This is a genomic window from Pseudomonas sp. FW305-3-2-15-E-TSA4, assembly GCF_058787295.1.
The window spans coordinates 1-15,786 of record NZ_JBYSZP010000003.1; the positions used below are offsets into that span (position 1 = coordinate 1).

General features: G+C 61.1%; 12 protein-coding genes and 1 pseudogene. 7 read left to right on the forward strand and 6 right to left on the reverse strand.

Annotated features, from left to right (window positions below; genetic code table 11):
• Window positions 1-102 precede the first annotated feature (102 nt).
• Window positions 103-540: a YkgJ family cysteine cluster protein gene (locus AC3WMV_RS04450; protein WP_007961740.1), complete on the reverse strand. Its 438-nt coding sequence runs from the start codon at window positions 538-540 to the stop codon at window positions 103-105.
• Window positions 541-797: 257 nt separating this feature from the next.
• On the opposite strand from AC3WMV_RS04450, the gene AC3WMV_RS04455 reads away from it, so the two are divergent.
• The 5 genes from AC3WMV_RS04455 (at window position 798) to AC3WMV_RS04475 (ending at window position 10,407) form a co-directional block, all read left to right on the forward strand.
• Window positions 798-3,248, forward strand: coding sequence for a glycogen/starch/alpha-glucan phosphorylase (locus tag AC3WMV_RS04455; RefSeq protein WP_103368315.1), 2,451 nt, complete (start codon window positions 798-800; stop codon window positions 3,246-3,248).
• Window positions 3,249-3,503: 255 nt separating this feature from the next.
• A complete protein-coding gene (locus AC3WMV_RS04460; protein ID WP_103368316.1) occupies window positions 3,504-7,100 on the forward strand; it encodes a DUF2339 domain-containing protein in 3,597 nt (1,198 codons plus the stop codon).
• The gene (locus tag AC3WMV_RS04465; RefSeq protein ID WP_103368317.1) at window positions 7,097-8,461 is read left to right on the forward strand and encodes a DUF3999 domain-containing protein; all 1,365 of its coding nucleotides are present in this window, start codon (window positions 7,097-7,099) and stop codon (window positions 8,459-8,461) included. Before AC3WMV_RS04460 ends, AC3WMV_RS04465 begins: the two co-directional genes overlap by 4 nt.
• 329 nt (window positions 8,462-8,790) lie before the next feature.
• Window positions 8,791-9,801 carry a class 1 fructose-bisphosphatase gene (locus AC3WMV_RS04470; protein WP_007961744.1) on the forward strand — a complete coding sequence of 337 codons (1,011 nt, stop codon included), beginning with the start codon at window positions 8,791-8,793 and terminating at the stop codon, window positions 9,799-9,801.
• Window positions 9,802-9,804: 3 nt separating this feature from the next.
• Window positions 9,805-10,407: a DUF924 family protein gene (locus AC3WMV_RS04475; protein ID WP_103368318.1), complete on the forward strand. Its 603-nt coding sequence runs from the start codon at window positions 9,805-9,807 to the stop codon at window positions 10,405-10,407.
• Between the two features lie 10 nt (window positions 10,408-10,417).
• Here AC3WMV_RS04475 and AC3WMV_RS04480 read toward each other — a convergent pair whose 3' ends face one another.
• From AC3WMV_RS04480 to AC3WMV_RS04495, 4 genes and pseudogenes are all read right to left on the reverse strand, one after another.
• A complete protein-coding gene (locus tag AC3WMV_RS04480; RefSeq protein ID WP_103368319.1) occupies window positions 10,418-10,750 on the reverse strand; it encodes a type II toxin-antitoxin system RelE/ParE family toxin in 333 nt (110 codons plus the stop codon).
• Window positions 10,747-11,019 carry a type II toxin-antitoxin system Phd/YefM family antitoxin gene (locus AC3WMV_RS04485; protein ID WP_047290864.1) on the reverse strand — a complete coding sequence of 91 codons (273 nt, stop codon included), beginning with the start codon at window positions 11,017-11,019 and terminating at the stop codon, window positions 10,747-10,749. The genes AC3WMV_RS04480 and AC3WMV_RS04485 overlap by 4 nt, the downstream gene beginning before the upstream one ends.
• A 204-nt stretch (window positions 11,020-11,223) precedes the next feature.
• Entirely contained in the window at window positions 11,224-11,988 is a 765-nt protein-coding gene (locus AC3WMV_RS04490; RefSeq protein ID WP_371260421.1) for a methyl-accepting chemotaxis protein, read from the reverse strand.
• 93 nt (window positions 11,989-12,081) lie between these two features.
• Window positions 12,082-13,116: pseudogene (locus tag AC3WMV_RS04495) on the reverse strand (cache domain-containing sensor histidine kinase); the annotation flags it as partial.
• A gap of 282 nt (window positions 13,117-13,398) precedes the next feature.
• Here AC3WMV_RS04495 and AC3WMV_RS04500 point away from each other — a divergent pair.
• Window positions 13,399-13,653, forward strand: coding sequence for a hypothetical protein (locus AC3WMV_RS04500; protein WP_003220802.1), 255 nt, complete (start codon window positions 13,399-13,401; stop codon window positions 13,651-13,653).
• 31 nt (window positions 13,654-13,684) lie between these two features.
• A complete protein-coding gene (locus AC3WMV_RS04505; RefSeq protein ID WP_103368320.1) occupies window positions 13,685-14,254 on the forward strand; it encodes a lipocalin family protein in 570 nt (189 codons plus the stop codon).
• Window positions 14,255-14,373: 119 nt separating this feature from the next.
• On the opposite strand, the gene AC3WMV_RS04510 is transcribed toward AC3WMV_RS04505, so the two are convergent.
• A complete protein-coding gene (locus AC3WMV_RS04510) occupies window positions 14,374-15,738 on the reverse strand; it encodes a formimidoylglutamate deiminase (RefSeq protein ID WP_103368321.1) in 1,365 nt (454 codons plus the stop codon).
• Between the last annotated feature and the right edge of the window lie 48 nt (window positions 15,739-15,786).

The window sequence follows — 15,786 nt, forward strand, 5'->3', positions numbered from 1 at the left end:
CCCTTCGCGAGCAGGCTCGCTCCCACAGGGGAACGCATTCCAATGTGGGAGCGAGCCTGCTCGCGAAGGCGGCGGATCAGCCGCCGCAAATTTCAGGAAAGGTCAGAACTTCTCGATCGACCGCGAATTCTGCACCCGCTCGACTTCTTTCGGCTTGTACGCGCAATACCCCGGCCGCGGGCCGATCTTCGGGTGGTTGCGGCAGGTGTCCGGGCGTTTGTCATAAATGGTGCACAGGCGGCTCTTACGATCCAGGTAATAGCAATCGTTGTTGCTCATGCGCTGCAGGGTGAAGATCCCCGACTTCTGGTTGAAGCGCTCGACCAGCCCTTCCTTTTGCAGACGCTTGGCGATGTTCTTCGGCGGATCACCCAGTTCGAACTCGTCGACCACGCCGATGCGTACCAGGTCCTTGATCTTGACCTCGACCGGCAGGGTGCAGCAGCTGGAGACACAAGAGCCGCACATCGGGGCCGAATATTTGGCCCACGTATCGAGACGGTCGATCTCGGCGGCGGCAATCAGGTTGGGCTTCATCATCGGGAATTACCAGGCGTGTGCATCAGGGCGCGCGATCATACCGGGACTGGTGGATTTTTGAACAACCTTTCGCCAGATTTTTGCAAATGCCGCGCAAATGTCATTCAGTCCGGCACGGCCCCTGCATTCATTAGCCCACTCGCCAAGGTAATGCCGGGCTATCTCACCGACTTCGGAAAAACTGCCGAACCAGCGCCTCTACCGTCGGTCAGACCGTCTAGGCTCAGACAATTCCCCGCTCGCTCGAGGTCCTATCGATGACTCAAGAACCACTAGTTCGCGAAGCAGAGGTGGCCGCATTCCGCGATGCCGTCCTGACCAAGCTCACCTATGCAGTGGGTAAAGACCCGGATCACGCTTTCGACCATGACTGGTTCGAAGCCATTGCCCTGGCGGCGCGCGACCACATGGTCGAACACTGGATGGACCACACCCGGCAGATCTACCGCAAAGGCCAGAAACGGGTGTATTACCTCTCGCTGGAATTTCTCATCGGTCGTTTGCTCTACGACAGCCTGAGCAATCTCGGCCTGCTCGACGTCGCGCGTGAAGCGCTGACCGAACTGGGCGTCGATCTCGAACGCATCCGCCTGCTGGAACCTGACGCGGCACTCGGCAACGGCGGCCTCGGACGTCTGGCGGCGTGCTTCATGGAAAGCATGTCGACCCTCGGCATCGCCGGGCACGGCTACGGCATTCGCTACGAGCATGGGCTGTTCCGGCAGGCCATCGTCGATGGTTGGCAGCAGGAGCAGACCGAGCACTGGCTGGATTTCGGCAACCCGTGGGAGTTCGAACGTCCGGAAGTGGTGTACTCGATCGGCTTCGGCGGCAGCGTCGAAACCGTCACCGATGCCAGCGGCAAGACCAAACAGGTCTGGTCGCCTGCGGAAACCGTGCGCGCGATTGCCTACGACACACCGGTGGTCGGCTGGCGCGGGGCGAGCGTCAACACCCTGCGCCTGTGGCGCGCCCGGGCCATGGAAGATCTGCACCTGGAGCGCTTCAACGCCGGTGACCACTTGGGCGCCGTCGCCGAAGTGGCCCGGGCTGAAAGCATTTCCCGCGTGCTTTACCCGGCCGACAGCACTGAGGCCGGGCAGGAACTGCGCCTGCGCCAGGAATACTTCTTCGTCGCCGCTTCCTTGCAGGATCTGCTGCGTCGTCATCGCAACATGCATACCTCGGTGCTGACCCTGGGCGATCACGCGGCGATCCAGCTCAACGACACCCACCCTTCGATTGCCGTTGCTGAATTGATGCGGCAACTGGTCGACGTCTACGACGTGGCCTGGGATGCGGCGTGGCAAGTCACCGTCGACACCCTGTCGTACACCAACCACACGCTGTTGCCCGAAGCGCTGGAAACCTGGCCGGTCGGCCTGATGGAACGCATGCTGCCGCGGCACATGCAGATCATTTATCTGATCAACGCCCAGCACATCGACTCGCTGCGCGCCAAAGGCATTCATGATTTCGACGTGCTGCGCGCGGTGTCGTTGATCGAAGAGGACAACGGTCGCCGGGTGCGCATGGGCAACCTCGCGTTCCTCGGTTCGCACAGCGTCAACGGCGTGTCCGGGCTGCACACGCAGTTGATGCGCAAGACCGTGTTCGCCGAATTGCACAAGCTCTACCCGGAGCGGATCAACAACAAAACCAACGGCATCACCTTCCGCCGCTGGCTGTTCCAGGCCAACTCCGAACTGACCTCGATGCTGGTCGACTCCCTCGGCCCGGAGGTGCTGGATAACCCGGAAGAGCGCTTGCTCGATCTGGAACCGTTCGCCGAGCAACCCGCCTTCCGCAAAGCCTTCGCCGAACAGCGCCTGCACAGCAAAAAGGCCTTGGCCTATCTGATTCACGAGCGGCTGGGGATCGCGGTCAATCCGGCGGCGATGTTCGACGTGCAGGTCAAACGGATCCACGAATACAAGCGCCAGTTGCTCAACCTGATGCACACCGTGGCGCTGTATCAGGCAATCCGCGCCGAGCCTGAAGTCGACTGGGTACCCCGGGTGAAAATCTTCGCCGGTAAAGCGGCGGCCAGTTATCAACAGGCCAAATTGATCATCAAACTGACCAACGACATCGCCCGGGTAGTGAACAACGACCCGACCGTGCGCGGTTTGCTGAAAGTGGTGTTCCTGCCCAACTACAACGTCAGCCTGGCGGAAAGCATCATTCCTGCGGCGGACTTGTCCGAGCAGATTTCCACGGCCGGGTTCGAAGCCTCGGGCACCAGTAACATGAAGTTCGGCCTCAACGGTGCGCTGACCATCGGCACCCTCGACGGCGCCAACGTGGAAATGTGCGAGCGCATCGGCGCCGAGCACATGTTCATCTTCGGCCTCAGCGCGCAGCAGGTTGAAGCGCGCAAGCAGAACCACGAGTTCAGCGCTGCACCGGACATCGCCGCGTCGCATCGTTTGAGCGACGTGCTGCAAGCGATCCGCAGTGGTGTGTTCTCGCCGGATGACACGTCGCGCTACACCGGGCTGATCGATTCGCTGGTGGACTACGATCGCTTCCTGGTCTGCGCTGACTTCGATTCCTATTGGGAAGCGCAAAAACGCGTCGATGCGCATTGGCACGACGCCAACAACTGGTGGCGTTCGGCGGTGCTCAACACGGCGCGGATGGGCTGGTTCTCGTCCGACCGGACGATTCGCGAGTACGCCACGGATATCTGGAAGGCACTGGAGTGATTTTCTGCAACAAATGTGCGTAAGGCCCAACGATTGTTGGGCCGGATCGATATACTGAGCGCCGGTTACCGGGCTGTTCAGTCACCACTGATCCAATGTAGGAGTGAGCCTGCTCGCGATAGCGCCGTCACATTCAACAGCTTCGTTGACTGACAAATCGCTATCGCGAGCAGGCTCACTCCTACAAGGGTTTGTGCCTAGACTGAAGCAACTGTCGGGATTGCCCCGCCTCGGGGCCGCTTAGGGATATCGACCATGCAATGGATGTTCATGTTGATCGGGCTGCTGCTCGGCTGGCTGCTCGATGAGTCGTTCAGTGCCGCGCTGCTTGGTGCACTGCTCGGGCTGGCGATCGGGCAAACGCTGCGCATCACCCGTCTTGGCTCGCAGGCCACCGACCAACAGCGTCAACTGGAACAGGCCAAGGTCGCCCTGCAAGCCGTCGAGCAGCGTCTGTTTCTGCTTGAAGGTGCCAGCGTGCGCACCACACCGCCGAGCGTGGCGCCGATGCCGGACGCCATCGTTGAGCCGATCATCGTCGCCGAACAATCATCCTCCCCCACGCCGGATCTGGTCTGGGAACTGCCGCCCGAACTAGAACCGATCTCTGCCGTTGCCAGCGAAACCAGCCAGCCGCTGCCGGCGGATGTCTGGCGTCTGGATGCTGTTACCGACGAGCCAGCAGCGCCGGCACAGCCTGCCGAACCTCGTGGCCCGAACCTGATCGAGCGTGGCATCAGCGCTGCGCGTAACTGGCTGTTCGGTGGCAACACCGTGCTGCGGGTTGGTGTGGTGCTGCTGTTTTTCGGTCTGGCGTTCCTGCTGCGCTACGCCACCGAGGGCATGGTGGTGCCGATCGAACTGCGTTATGCCGGCGTCGCGGCGGCGGCGTTGGCCCTGCTGGCACTGGGCTGGTGGCTGCGTACGCGCAACAGCAGTTATGCGCTGATTCTGCAGGGCACCGGGATCGCGGTGCTGTACCTGACGGTGTTTGCGGCGATGCGTCTGCATCCGTTGCTCGATCCGTCCGCCGCGCTGGGGTTGCTGGTGGCGGTCACGGTGTTCTCGGCGATTCTCGCCATCACTCAGGATGCGCTGGGGCTGGCGGCGGCTGCAGCATTGGGCGGTTTCGCCGCACCGATCCTGACCTCGACCGGGGAGGGCAACCATGTCGCGCTGTTCAGCTATTTCGCGTTGCTCAATGCCGGCATTCTCGCCATTGCCTGGTTCAAGGCCTGGCGCCTGCTTAACCTGATCGGGTTCGTCGGCACGTTCGGTATCGGCTTCGCCTGGGGCCTGCGCTCCTATGCGCCCGAGTTGCTGTGGAGCACCGAGCCGTTCCTGATTCTGTTCTTCCTGATGTACCTGGGCATCGGCCTGTTGTTCGCCCGACGCAAGTTGCTCGACATGCCCGATGCGCCAGCAGACGGCGATCGCGAGGCGCTGCTGCACTGGTCGGCGCGCAAGGGCGACTACGTCGACGGCACGATGCTGTTCGGCCCGCCGATCGTGGGCTTCGGTCTGCAGTTTGCGCTGGTGCAGCACCTGGAGTTCGCCGCTGCGTTCAGCGCACTCGCACTGGGCGTGATCTACATGGGCCTGGCCCGGGTGTTGATGGGCGGTCGCGCTTTGTTGCTGGGCGAAACCTGTCTGGCGCTGGGGGTGATTTTCGCCAGCCTGGCGATCCCGCTGGGCCTCGATGCGCGCTGGACTTCAGCGGCCTGGGCAGTGGAGGGCGCGGGGATTTTCTGGCTCGGCCTGCGTCAGCAGCGGCCGTTCGCCCGAGCGTTTGCCCTGCTGCTGCAACTGGGTTCGGCGTTGGCGTTCCTCAGTCAGTTGCGCGTCGGCGAAAGTAGCCTGCTCGACGGCGCACCGCTGGGGGCGTTGATGCTCGGCCTCGCGCTGCTGTTCAGTTTCTATCAATTGCGCAAAGCCTCGGCGGAACAGGCTTCGCCGTGGGAGCGCCAGGGTTTGCCGGTGCTGGCGGCACTGGGTCTGACCTTCCTGTACCTGTTGGCGCCGCTGTTTTTCCTGGTTCAGGCGACAGCGATCAGTTGGGCCTTGGCCGGACTGGTGACCCTGTTTGTCGGCCTGCGCCTGCAATCGCGCACGTTCCTGTTCACCGCGTTCGCCGTGCAGTTGCTCGGCGGTGCGTTGTTCCTGTTGCGCCTGCAAGGTGCAGGTGAGAATTCGGCGGCCGTGTTCAGCGCCGGGTGGAGCGGTTTGCTCAGCGCATCGGTGATCGGTGTGGCGTTGATCGGCGGGATGCTGCTGGCGGCGCGCGACGAGATGGTGCGCGGCGATGTGCGGCTGCTGCGCGGGTTGTCGGTGGTGTTGCTGGCGGGGTTGGTGCTGATCAATCTGGCGGTGCTGTTCGTGCTGCCGTGGCAAACCGCGAGTGCGGTGTGGGCGGCGAGCGGTCTGTTGATCATCTGGCTGAGCCTGTACCTCAAACAGCGCGTGAGTTTTGTCTTTGGGCTGTTGTTGCAGTTGATCGGTGGCGCGGCGTTCTTGTTGGCCGGCCCCGAGTTGCTCGGGCCGCTGTCCAGCGAAGGTCTGCGGCCGTTGGCCCATGGCGGCTTCTGGACGCCGCTGGTACTGGGGCTGGCCGCGCTGGTCGGTGCCTGGCGTCTGCAACTGGGCAATCACGCCTCGGCCTTCGATGCGCTGAGTTTGCAACGCCTGTCCGAAGTGCTGCTGGTGTGGGGCGCCGGTTGGTGGGCGTTGGCGTGGGTCAGTGAGGTGCTGCGTTTTGCGCCGCTGAATCTGCAGGCGACGCTGTTGCTGCTGATTGCCGCGCTGAGTGTGGCGCTGTGGACATTGTTGGCGCTGCGCCTGAAATGGCCGGCGCTGGGCCTGCTCTGCACCTTGCTGATCCCGGCGGCGGGGCTGGTGCTGCTGGCGGCGTGGCATGCGCGTTATCACCCAGCGGCGAATTTCGGTTGGCTGGCGTGGGTATTGGTGTTCGCCGTGCATTTCTTCAGCCTGCGGCGTCTGGCGCCGATGCTACCGGCACGCGCCTTGAGCACGGCGCACGTGCTGGGTTGCTGGCTGCTGATCGGCGTACTGGCGCTGGAGCTGCGCTACGGTCTGCTGCTGTTGTCCGAGCAATACAACGCCTGGCGCTGGCTGGGCTGGGCGATCCTGCCGAGCCTGTATCTGCTGTTGGCGGCGGCTCCGCGCAGCTGGCCATGGCCGGTGGCGGCATTCCCGCGGGAATATCGTTTGTACGCTGCCGCGCCGCTGGCAGTGCTGATGCTGGCGTGGTTCTGGCTGGCCAACGGTGTCAGCGACGGTAACGCCGAACCGCTGCCGTACGTGCCGCTGATCAACCCGTTGGAATTGGGCCTGCTGTTCGCCTTGTTCGGGGTGTACGTGTGGTCGCGTCATGCGGTGACGCAGTTTGCCCTGCGCAAGGATTACGCCGAGTACGCCACACAACTGGTCGCCGGAGTTTCGCTGTTCGCTTTCTGCACCGCGCTGGTGACCCGTGCTGCGCACCATTGGGCGGGCATTCCGTTCGAGCTGGATCTGCTGCTCGAATCGATGCTGGTGCAGGCCGGGTTGTCCATCGTCTGGACCCTGATGGCGTTGGGTTTGATGATCGGCGGACACCTGCGTCACCGGCGCGAAGTGTGGCTGATCGGCGCGGCGTTGATTGCGCTGGTGGTGGCCAAGCTGATTTTTGTCGAATTGAGCAACCGTGGCGGACTGGCCCGGATCGTCTCGTTTATCGGCGTCGGCGTGTTGCTGCTGGTGGTGGGCTATTTCGCACCGCTGCCACCGAAACGTGTCGAAGCCGAACCGGTGGCGGACAAACCCGTGCCGGATACCGAAGGAGTTTCATCTTGAGTCGCATGCTGAATCTGGGGTGGTTGGCGCTGGGCGTGGTGATGGCTGCCGGCGCCCAAGAAAAACCGGCGGACTTCGCCACGCAGGTGCCGCTGACGGTGAGCGGCAACGGCCCCTGGTATCGCCTCGACCTGCCGCTGAGCGCACAATTGCAGGCCCGCCAGACCGATCTCAGCGACCTGCGCGTATTCAACGCCGCCGGCGAACCGCAGGCCTACGCCCTGGCCCGGGAATCGGCGCAGACCCGCGACGACGGGCAGTTGCATGAGGTGAAGTGGTTTCCGTTGTACAACGCTGCCGATGCCAGCGAGCGGGCGCCGAACGTGCGCGTGCAATCGACCACCACCGGCACGCTGGTGGAAGTGCAGCCGTCGACGCAATTGGAGGCCGGTGAAGAAGTGCTGCGTGGCTGGCTGCTCGATGCCAGTGCGATCAAGGCGCCGCTGCAGCAGCTGATTCTCGACTGGACCAGCGAGCGCGACGGCTTCCAGCGTTTCAGTATCGAGGCCAGTGATGACTTGCAGCATTGGCAGGCGTGGGGCGAGGGGCAGGTCGCGCGGCTGACCTTTTCCGACGAACGCATCGAACAGCACGAAGTGACGCTGCCGGGGCAATCCGCACGCTATCTGCGTCTGCTGTGGGATGCGCCAACCTCGGCGCCCATCCTCACGTCGGCGCAACTGAAAAGCAGCGATCCACGCAACGTGCCGCTGCCGTTGGTCTGGTCGCAAGCGCTGGCGGGTAGCAGCACCAAGTCCGGTGAGTACACCTGGCAGTTGCCGATGGGCCTGAATGTCGAGCGGGTGCAAGTCGAGCTGAAACAACCGAACAGTCTGGCTCCGGTCACACTCGCGGGCCGCCGCGAAAGCAGCCTGCCGTGGCAGACATTGAGCAACGGTTTGCTGTATCGCCTGACCCAGAACGGTCAGGACGTGGTGCAAAACGAATTGCAGTTGTACGGGCAGACTGTGCAGCAGCTGAAACTGAGCGTGGATGAGCGTGGCGGCGGTCTGGGTGAACAGGCACCGAGCCTGAAGTACGCGGTGCGGGCGACCCAGGTGATTTTCCTCGCACGGGGTGACGGGCCTTACAGTCTGGCGCTGGGCAATCCGACGGTGAAAACCGCGAACCTGCCACTGAGCACGCTGATTCCGGATTTCAAAGCGGAAAAACTCGCGGCGCTGGGCAAGGCCTCGGTGCAGGGTGAGGTGGTTGCCACTCAGGCTGCGCCGGCGACTACGGCGGCAGTAGCCGAGACCAACTGGAAGAAAATCGGCCTGTGGGCGGTGTTGCTGGTGAGTGTGGTGTTCCTCGGGGCGATGGCGGCGAGCCTGTTGCGCAAGCCGCCGACCAATTCCTGAGAATGGCTGGCGCTGCGCGCCATTCGCGAGCAAGCCCGCTCCCACAGTTGACCGAGTAGCCTCGATGGACGCGATCAATGTGGGAGCGGGCTTGCTCGCGAAGGCGGCTGATCGGCCAACGAGAATTTCAGATCGGTCGCGGTTGCGCACGCACCACCCGTCCCGTTTCGAACTACGCTCAATCCGGTACCTGAACTCTCTCGACCCGATCACGTCTGATACAAGCAATTGCGCCCCAATGCACGTTACCGGGCGTCATCGCTCGCTACGTTTTCAGACTCCCTGTAAACTGCGCGGGTTTTTAGCCCCCCATTCCACCGGAGCCGTCCATGTCCCGCGTTACCCTGAGTCGCTATTTGATTGAGCAGACCCGCAGCAATAACACTCCTGCCGATCTGCGCTTCCTGATCGAAGTGGTGGCGCGTGCCTGCAAAGAGATCAGCCACGCCGTGTCCAAAGGCGCCCTGGGTGGTGTTCTGGGCAGCATGGGCACTGAAAACGTCCAAGGCGAAGTGCAGAAGAAGCTCGACGTGCTGTCGAACGAGATCCTGCTCGAAGCCAACGAATGGGGCGGTCACCTGGCCGGCATGGCGTCCGAAGAAATGGACAATGCCTACCAGATCCCGGGCAAATACCCGAAAGGCGCCTACCTGCTGGTGTTCGACCCACTGGACGGCTCGTCGAACATCGACATCAACGCTCCGGTCGGCACCATCTTCTCGGTACTGCGTTGCCCGAACGAATACCTGAGCCAGAACGAGCCGCTGAACGAAAAAGCTTTCCTGCAGCCAGGCACCCAGCAGGTTGCCGCCGGTTACGCGATCTACGGCCCGCAGACCATGCTGGTGCTGACTCTGGGCGACGGCGTCAAAGGCTTCACCCTGGACCGCGAAATGGGCAGCTTCGTACTGACCCACGAAGACATCACCATTCCTGAAACCACCCAGGAATTCGCGATCAACATGTCCAACCAGCGCCACTGGGAAGCTCCGGTACAACGCTACGTCAGCGAACTGCTGGCCGGCGAAGAAGGCCCGCTGAAGAAGAACTACAACATGCGCTGGGTCGCGGCGATGGTGGCCGACGTGCATCGCATCCTGACCCGTGGCGGTCTGTTCATGTACCCACGCGACAGCCGTGAGCCATCCAAGCCCGGCAAACTGCGTCTGATGTACGAAGCCAACCCGATGTCGTTCCTGGTGGAACAGGCCGGCGGCGCGTCCACCGACGGTCACCAGCGCATCCTCGACATTCAGCCGGAAGGCCTGCACCAGCGCGTAGCGGTGTTCCTCGGCTCGAAAGAAGAAGTCGCCCGCGCCACGGCTTACCACAAGGAATAAGCCATGACCGCGCCCTGGCAGCCGTTGCTCGATTGGTGGTTCGGACATGCCGAATCACCGGACGAGATATCGGCTGACAAGGGCAAGTTGTGGTTCGGCAAGAAAGACAGCCAGGACCTCGAAGCGCGTGAGCGTTTCGGGGTCTTTGTCGATCAGGCCCTCGCTGGCGAATTGACCGAGTGGACGCAACGTCCCGAAGGTTGGCTGGCCGTGGTGCTGTTGCTCGATCAACTGCCGCGAATGATCTTTCGCGACTCTCCCAAAGCATTTTCCGGTGATCTGCGCGCGCAGAAACTCGTCGCCCAAGGCATTGCAGCGGACTTCGACCGGCAACTGAAGCCGATTCAGCGGGTATTCATTTATCTGGTGTTCGAACACTGCGAAAACCTCGCGGTGCAGAACGAAGCCGTTTCGCGTTTTATCGATCTGGTAGCTGAACAGCCGGAAGCCGAGCGGGCGGTGTTTGCCGACAATCTGGATTATGCCGAGCGACATCGGAAGGTGATTGCACGATTTGGACGGTTTCCGCATCGCAATGCGGTGTTAGGGCGGGAGTCTACGGCTGAGGAGTTGGCGTTTCTGAGTCAGCCTGGGTCGCGGTTCTGATTTGTTGAGTTCAAGGATTGCCGTTCAACAGTCTCTTCATCAAAAGTGAAGGCAGGCTTTTTCTTGAGTCGACAATGATATGAACGAAGACGTTTTTTTCTCTGACTTCATATATGACTCGGTTCATCCCGGAAATGATTTGTCGGTATTGACCAAGATTGAGCTTCTCGATTTCCTCGGGGATTGAACCGGAATAAGGAAGGTCTGCGAGACCAAGAATGGCGGTCTTGAGATCAGCGTAGGTACTCTGCCACGTCTGACTCGAGAACTGTTTGATAAGGTAGGTACGGAGTTCTTTGAGATCTGTCTGTGCGGACTGAAGAATAACGACCTTTAAACTCATTGATGGTCGGCCCTGTCCAAGTCCGCGAAAACATCCTCAGCGTCTCGATACTTGCCTTCCTCAATCTCCCGATTGCCCATTGCCAATAGCTTCAGCAAAGCCATTGTGTCTTCCTGCTCCTCAAAGCTTTTCACGTCCATAACTACAAGCTTGGCTTCACCATTTTGGGTGATGACCAATGGCTCACGGCTTTCAGTGATCGACTTGACGATCTCCGCTGTATGACTTTTGAGGTAGCTGATCGGTTTGATTTGCGATGAAAGCTTCATGGTTGAGTCTCGCCAAATTGAACAGGACTGAGTTTAGTCTTAATTCAGTCCAGCGTCATTGCGAGCTGACCAGCGTATTTCAACTCAAAATTCAATCGTCGCTAACGCCGTCATCGCCAGCAGGCTGCCTCCCAAAGGGGATCTGTGTCGTTCACAAAAACCTGTGGGAGCGGGCTTGCTCGCGAAGACGCCAGTGGCCGCGCCTTAGATCCTGAAGCTGCCTACCAGTTGCTTCAACCGCGCCGCCTGCTGCTCCAGATCCGAGCAAGCGCGCAAGGTTGCCTGCAGGTTCTCCACACCTTCCTGGTTCAGCGTGTTGATCTCGTTGATGTCGACGTTGATCGATTCGACCACCGCGGTCTGCTCCTCAGTCGCGGTAGCCACCGACTGGTTCATCCCGTCGATCTCGCCGATGCGTTGGGTCACGCTGCCCAGACGTTCGCCGGCCTGGTTGGCGATGCCGACGCTGCTTTCGCTCTCGCGCTGGCTCTCGGTCATGATGCTCACGGCCTGACGCGCGCCGACTTGCAGTTCTTCGATCATCTTCTGCACTTGCTGCGCCGAATCCTGAGTGCGGTGGGCGAGGTTGCGCACCTCGTCAGCGACCACGGCGAAACCACGGCCAGCCTCACCGGCGCGGGCCGCTTCGATGGCAGCGTTTAGCGCCAGCAGGTTGGTCTGCTGCGAGATGCTGGTGATCACTTCCAGAATCTGCCCGATGTTCACCGTGTTGCTGTTGAGGGTTTCGATGTTGCCGCAGGAGTCGCTGATTTTTGCCGACAACTGCTGCATCGCGTGGATGGTTTTATCCACAACCTGCTGGCCGTCGACCGCCAGGCTGCGCGCATCGCTGGAGTGCTGCGAGGCGAGGGCGGCGTTCTGAGCGATTTCCTGAGCGGCGGCGCCGAGCTGGTTGATCGCCGCGGCCACACTGTTGGTGCGACTGGCCTGCTGGTCGGAGTTGTACATCGACGAGTTCGACGCGGCAACCACGCGCAGGGCGACTTCGTTAACCTGGCCGGTGGCCGAGGACACCTCGCGGATCGAAGTGTGAATACGTTCGACGAAGCGGTTGAACGACAGACCCAGCGCGCCAAATTCGTCGTGGCCGTGGATCACCAGGCGTTTGGTCAGGTCGCCTTCACCTTCGGCGATGTCGTGCATGGCGCGGCCCATGGTCAGCAGCGGTTGCATCAGCACGCGGATCAGCATGCCGAGCAGGGCGATGATGATCACCACGGCGATCACCATGGCGATCAGCGCCGAGGTGCGGAATTCGCTGAGCATCGAGAACGCGGTGTCTTTGTCCAGCACCAGCGCCACGTACCAGTCGGCCGATGGCACGCCGTTAACGCGGGTGAACGAGATCAGTTGAGTCTTGCCGTCGAATTCGACTTCTTTCAGGCCCGGGCTGACTTTCGGTGCGCCGTTTGGATAAGCCTCGGCGAGGGTTTTCAGAACCAGTTTGCTGTCCGGGTGAATCAGAATCTTGCCATCGGCGCTGACGATGAACGCATGGCCGTGGCCACCAAAGTTGAGCGAGTTGATGATCGCGCTGACGCTGGTCAGGTCGATATCCGCGCCGGCCACACCGATCATCTGGCCCTGACGCTGCACTGGAGTGGCGACGGTGATTACCAGTTTGCCCGACGATGCGGCGATGTAGGGTTCGGTGACGATGGTCTGTTGGGCGCTGTTGGCTGCCTTGTACCAGCCACGGGCGCGCGGGTCGTAGTCCGGCGCGCGATTGCCGGCGGGTACCGAGAACATCACGCCGTCAGCGCCGCCGAAGTAGCTGAGCTGGAAATTGCCGGTGTAGGCGGGCAGGTCGATGATGCGCTTGAGGCTGGCCGGGGCGCTGCCGTCGGCGGCGACCTGCTGCGACAGCGATTGCAGTAACTGGATGCGGCTTTCCAGCCAGGTCTGGATGTTGCTGGTGGTCAGGCTGCCCAGTTCCTGCATCGAGGCTTCGGTGCTGCTGCTCAGGGCTTCGCGTTGTCGATAGTCGTTGAACAAAATGAAACAGGCGAACGCAACGGCCACCACGAGGGCGGCAGCCAACAAGATCTTGTGGCTGAATTTCATGTTTCTGGTCATCGAATGAACTACCGCGAAGGGGCTGGTCGAGAAAGGGCGGCAATTTGCCACACTCGGGGGCTTTGCGCTGCTCTTATTTCGACCGCCGCGCGCCAAAGATTAGGCGTCTTTGATGAAATGCGACGAAATGCTCAATAGCCGCACAAAGTGTCTGATTTACCGGTAAATGCCAGACGAGCGGAGCGATAAATAGCCATTTCTGAAGGGAACCAGATGAGGGTTTTCTCTTCTAAGCTTCTGGTTGGCACCATGCCATCCCCCTTCCGCTCCAGGAGTTACTTCATGTCGCTGCGATCTATCGCCCTTCTGACTTTTTGCGTGCTGTTGGCCGCGTGCAGCAAGGTCAATCAGGAAAACTATTCCAAGCTTTCGGCCGGCATGGCCAAGGCCGAGGTTGAGACGCTGCTCGGCAAACCCACCGACTGTTCGGGCGCGCTCGGCATGTCCAGTTGCACCTGGGGCGACAAAAACAGCTTTATCAGCGTGCAGTACGCCGGTGACAAAGTGCTGATGTTTTCCGGCCAAGGCCTGAAGTAAACCGGGGCTATGCGCCCACGGGAGAAAAATAATGAAGCGGTTATTGTTCGTCCTTTTTGCCGGCCTGGTACTGGCCGGCTGCGCCACCCACGGTGAAGATCCGCTGGCGCCCAAGACGGCTCACAGTGTCAATCTCAAGCGTTATCAGGGCACCTGGTATGAACTGGCGCGCCTGCCGATGTACTTCCAGCGCAACTGCGCGCAGTCCGAAGCCCACTACTCGCTCAGACCCGACGGCAATGTCGATGTGCTCAATCGCTGCCTGACCTCCGACTGGCAGTGGGAAGAAGCCAAAGGCAAGGCTTATCCACAGGTGCCGGGCAAGACCGACATGTTGTGGGTCGAGTTCGATACCTGGTTCTCGCGCTTGATTCCGGGTGTGGCGAAAGGCGAATACTGGGTGTTGTACGTCAGCGACGACTACAAGACCGCCATCGTCGGCGACCCGAGTCGCAAGTACATGTGGTTGCTGTCGCGCACGCCGATCGTCAACGGTGTGGTGCGTGAGGAGTTGCTGAGCAAGGCGCGTCAGCAGGGTTACGACACTACGCGACTGATCTGGCGGGCGTCGGATCGGCAGATGGCCAAGACTTCGAACTAAAGGTCACCACAAAATCAATGTAGGAGTGAGCCTGCTCGCGATGGCGGTGTGTCAGTCACATATTTATGTCTGACACACCGCCATCGCGAGCAGGCTCGCTCCCACATTTTTGTTTTGTGTCAGCCTAAAAGTTCGCGCAGAACCTGGGTGAAGGCACGTGCGCTTTCCTCTTCGCCCGCATGCCGGCTATCGCGCACCACCCATTGGCCATTGACCAACACGTCGCGCACCTGGCGATCGCCCCCAGCGAACAGCCAGCGATTCAAAATCCCGTCACCGCTGGCGGTCGCCAGATACGGATCATTGCCATCGAGCACGATCCAGTCCGCACGTTTGCCGACTTGCAGCGCACCAATCGGCTGTCCCAAAGCCTGGGCGCCGCCGTCCAGCGCCGCGTCATACAACGTGCGTCCGACCATCGGCTGATCCGCGCCATACAACCGGTTACGCCGCTGATCGCGCAGACGCTGGCCGTATTCCAGCCAGCGCAATTCCTCGACCACGCTGAGCGAGACATGGCTGTCGGAACCGATGCCCATGCGCCCACCCTGAGCGAGGAAATCCACCGCCGGGAAAATCCCGTCGCCCAGATTCGCTTCGGTGGTCAGGCACAGGCCGGCGATGGCGCGACTCTTGGCCATCAGCGTGACTTCTTCCGGGTTGGCGTGGGTCGCGTGAACCAGGCACCAGCGCTGATCGACCTCGGTGTTTTCGTAGAGCCATTGCAGCGGACGGCGACCGCTCCAGCTCAGGCAGTCATCGACTTCCTTCTGCTGTTCGGCGATGTGAATGTGCACCGGGCATTGTTTGTCGCTGGCTGCCAGCACTTCGCTGATCTGCTGCGGGGTGACCGCGCGCAGCGAGTGGAAGCACAGACCCAGTGATTGCGCTTTTTGCTGAGCCAGTAATGGCTGCAAGCGCGATTGCAGACTCAGGTAATTTTCGGTGCTGTTGATGAAGCGGCGCTGCCCATCATTGGGCGTCTGGCCGCCGAATCCGGAATGGCTGTAGAGCACCGGCAGCAGGGTCAGACCGATGCCGCTTTCGCTCGCTGCCTGACTGATGCGCAATGCCAGTTCGGCCGGATCGGCATACGGCTGACCGTTATTGTCGTGGTGCACGTAGTGGAATTCAGCAACCGAGGTGTAACCGGCCTTGAGCATTTCGATGTACAGCTGACGGGCGATCACGCCGAGCTGCTCCGGGCTGATTTTTCCGACGAGGCGATACATCAAGTCACGCCAGGTCCAGAAACTGTCGTTGGGATTGCCGGCCACTTCCGCCAGCCCGGCCATCGCGCGCTGGAAGGCGTGGGAGTGCAGATTGGGCATGCCCGGCAGCAGCGGACCGCTCAGCCGTTCGGCGCCGTCTGCGGTGGAATCGGCCAGGATTTGGGTCAACACGCCATCGGCATTGACCTCAAGACGTACATTATTGGCCCATCCGTTAGGCAGCAGCGCGCGTTCGGCAAAGAAAGCGGACATGGTTCAGCACCCCATCGTGTGTTATTTGTATATACATATACAGACGTT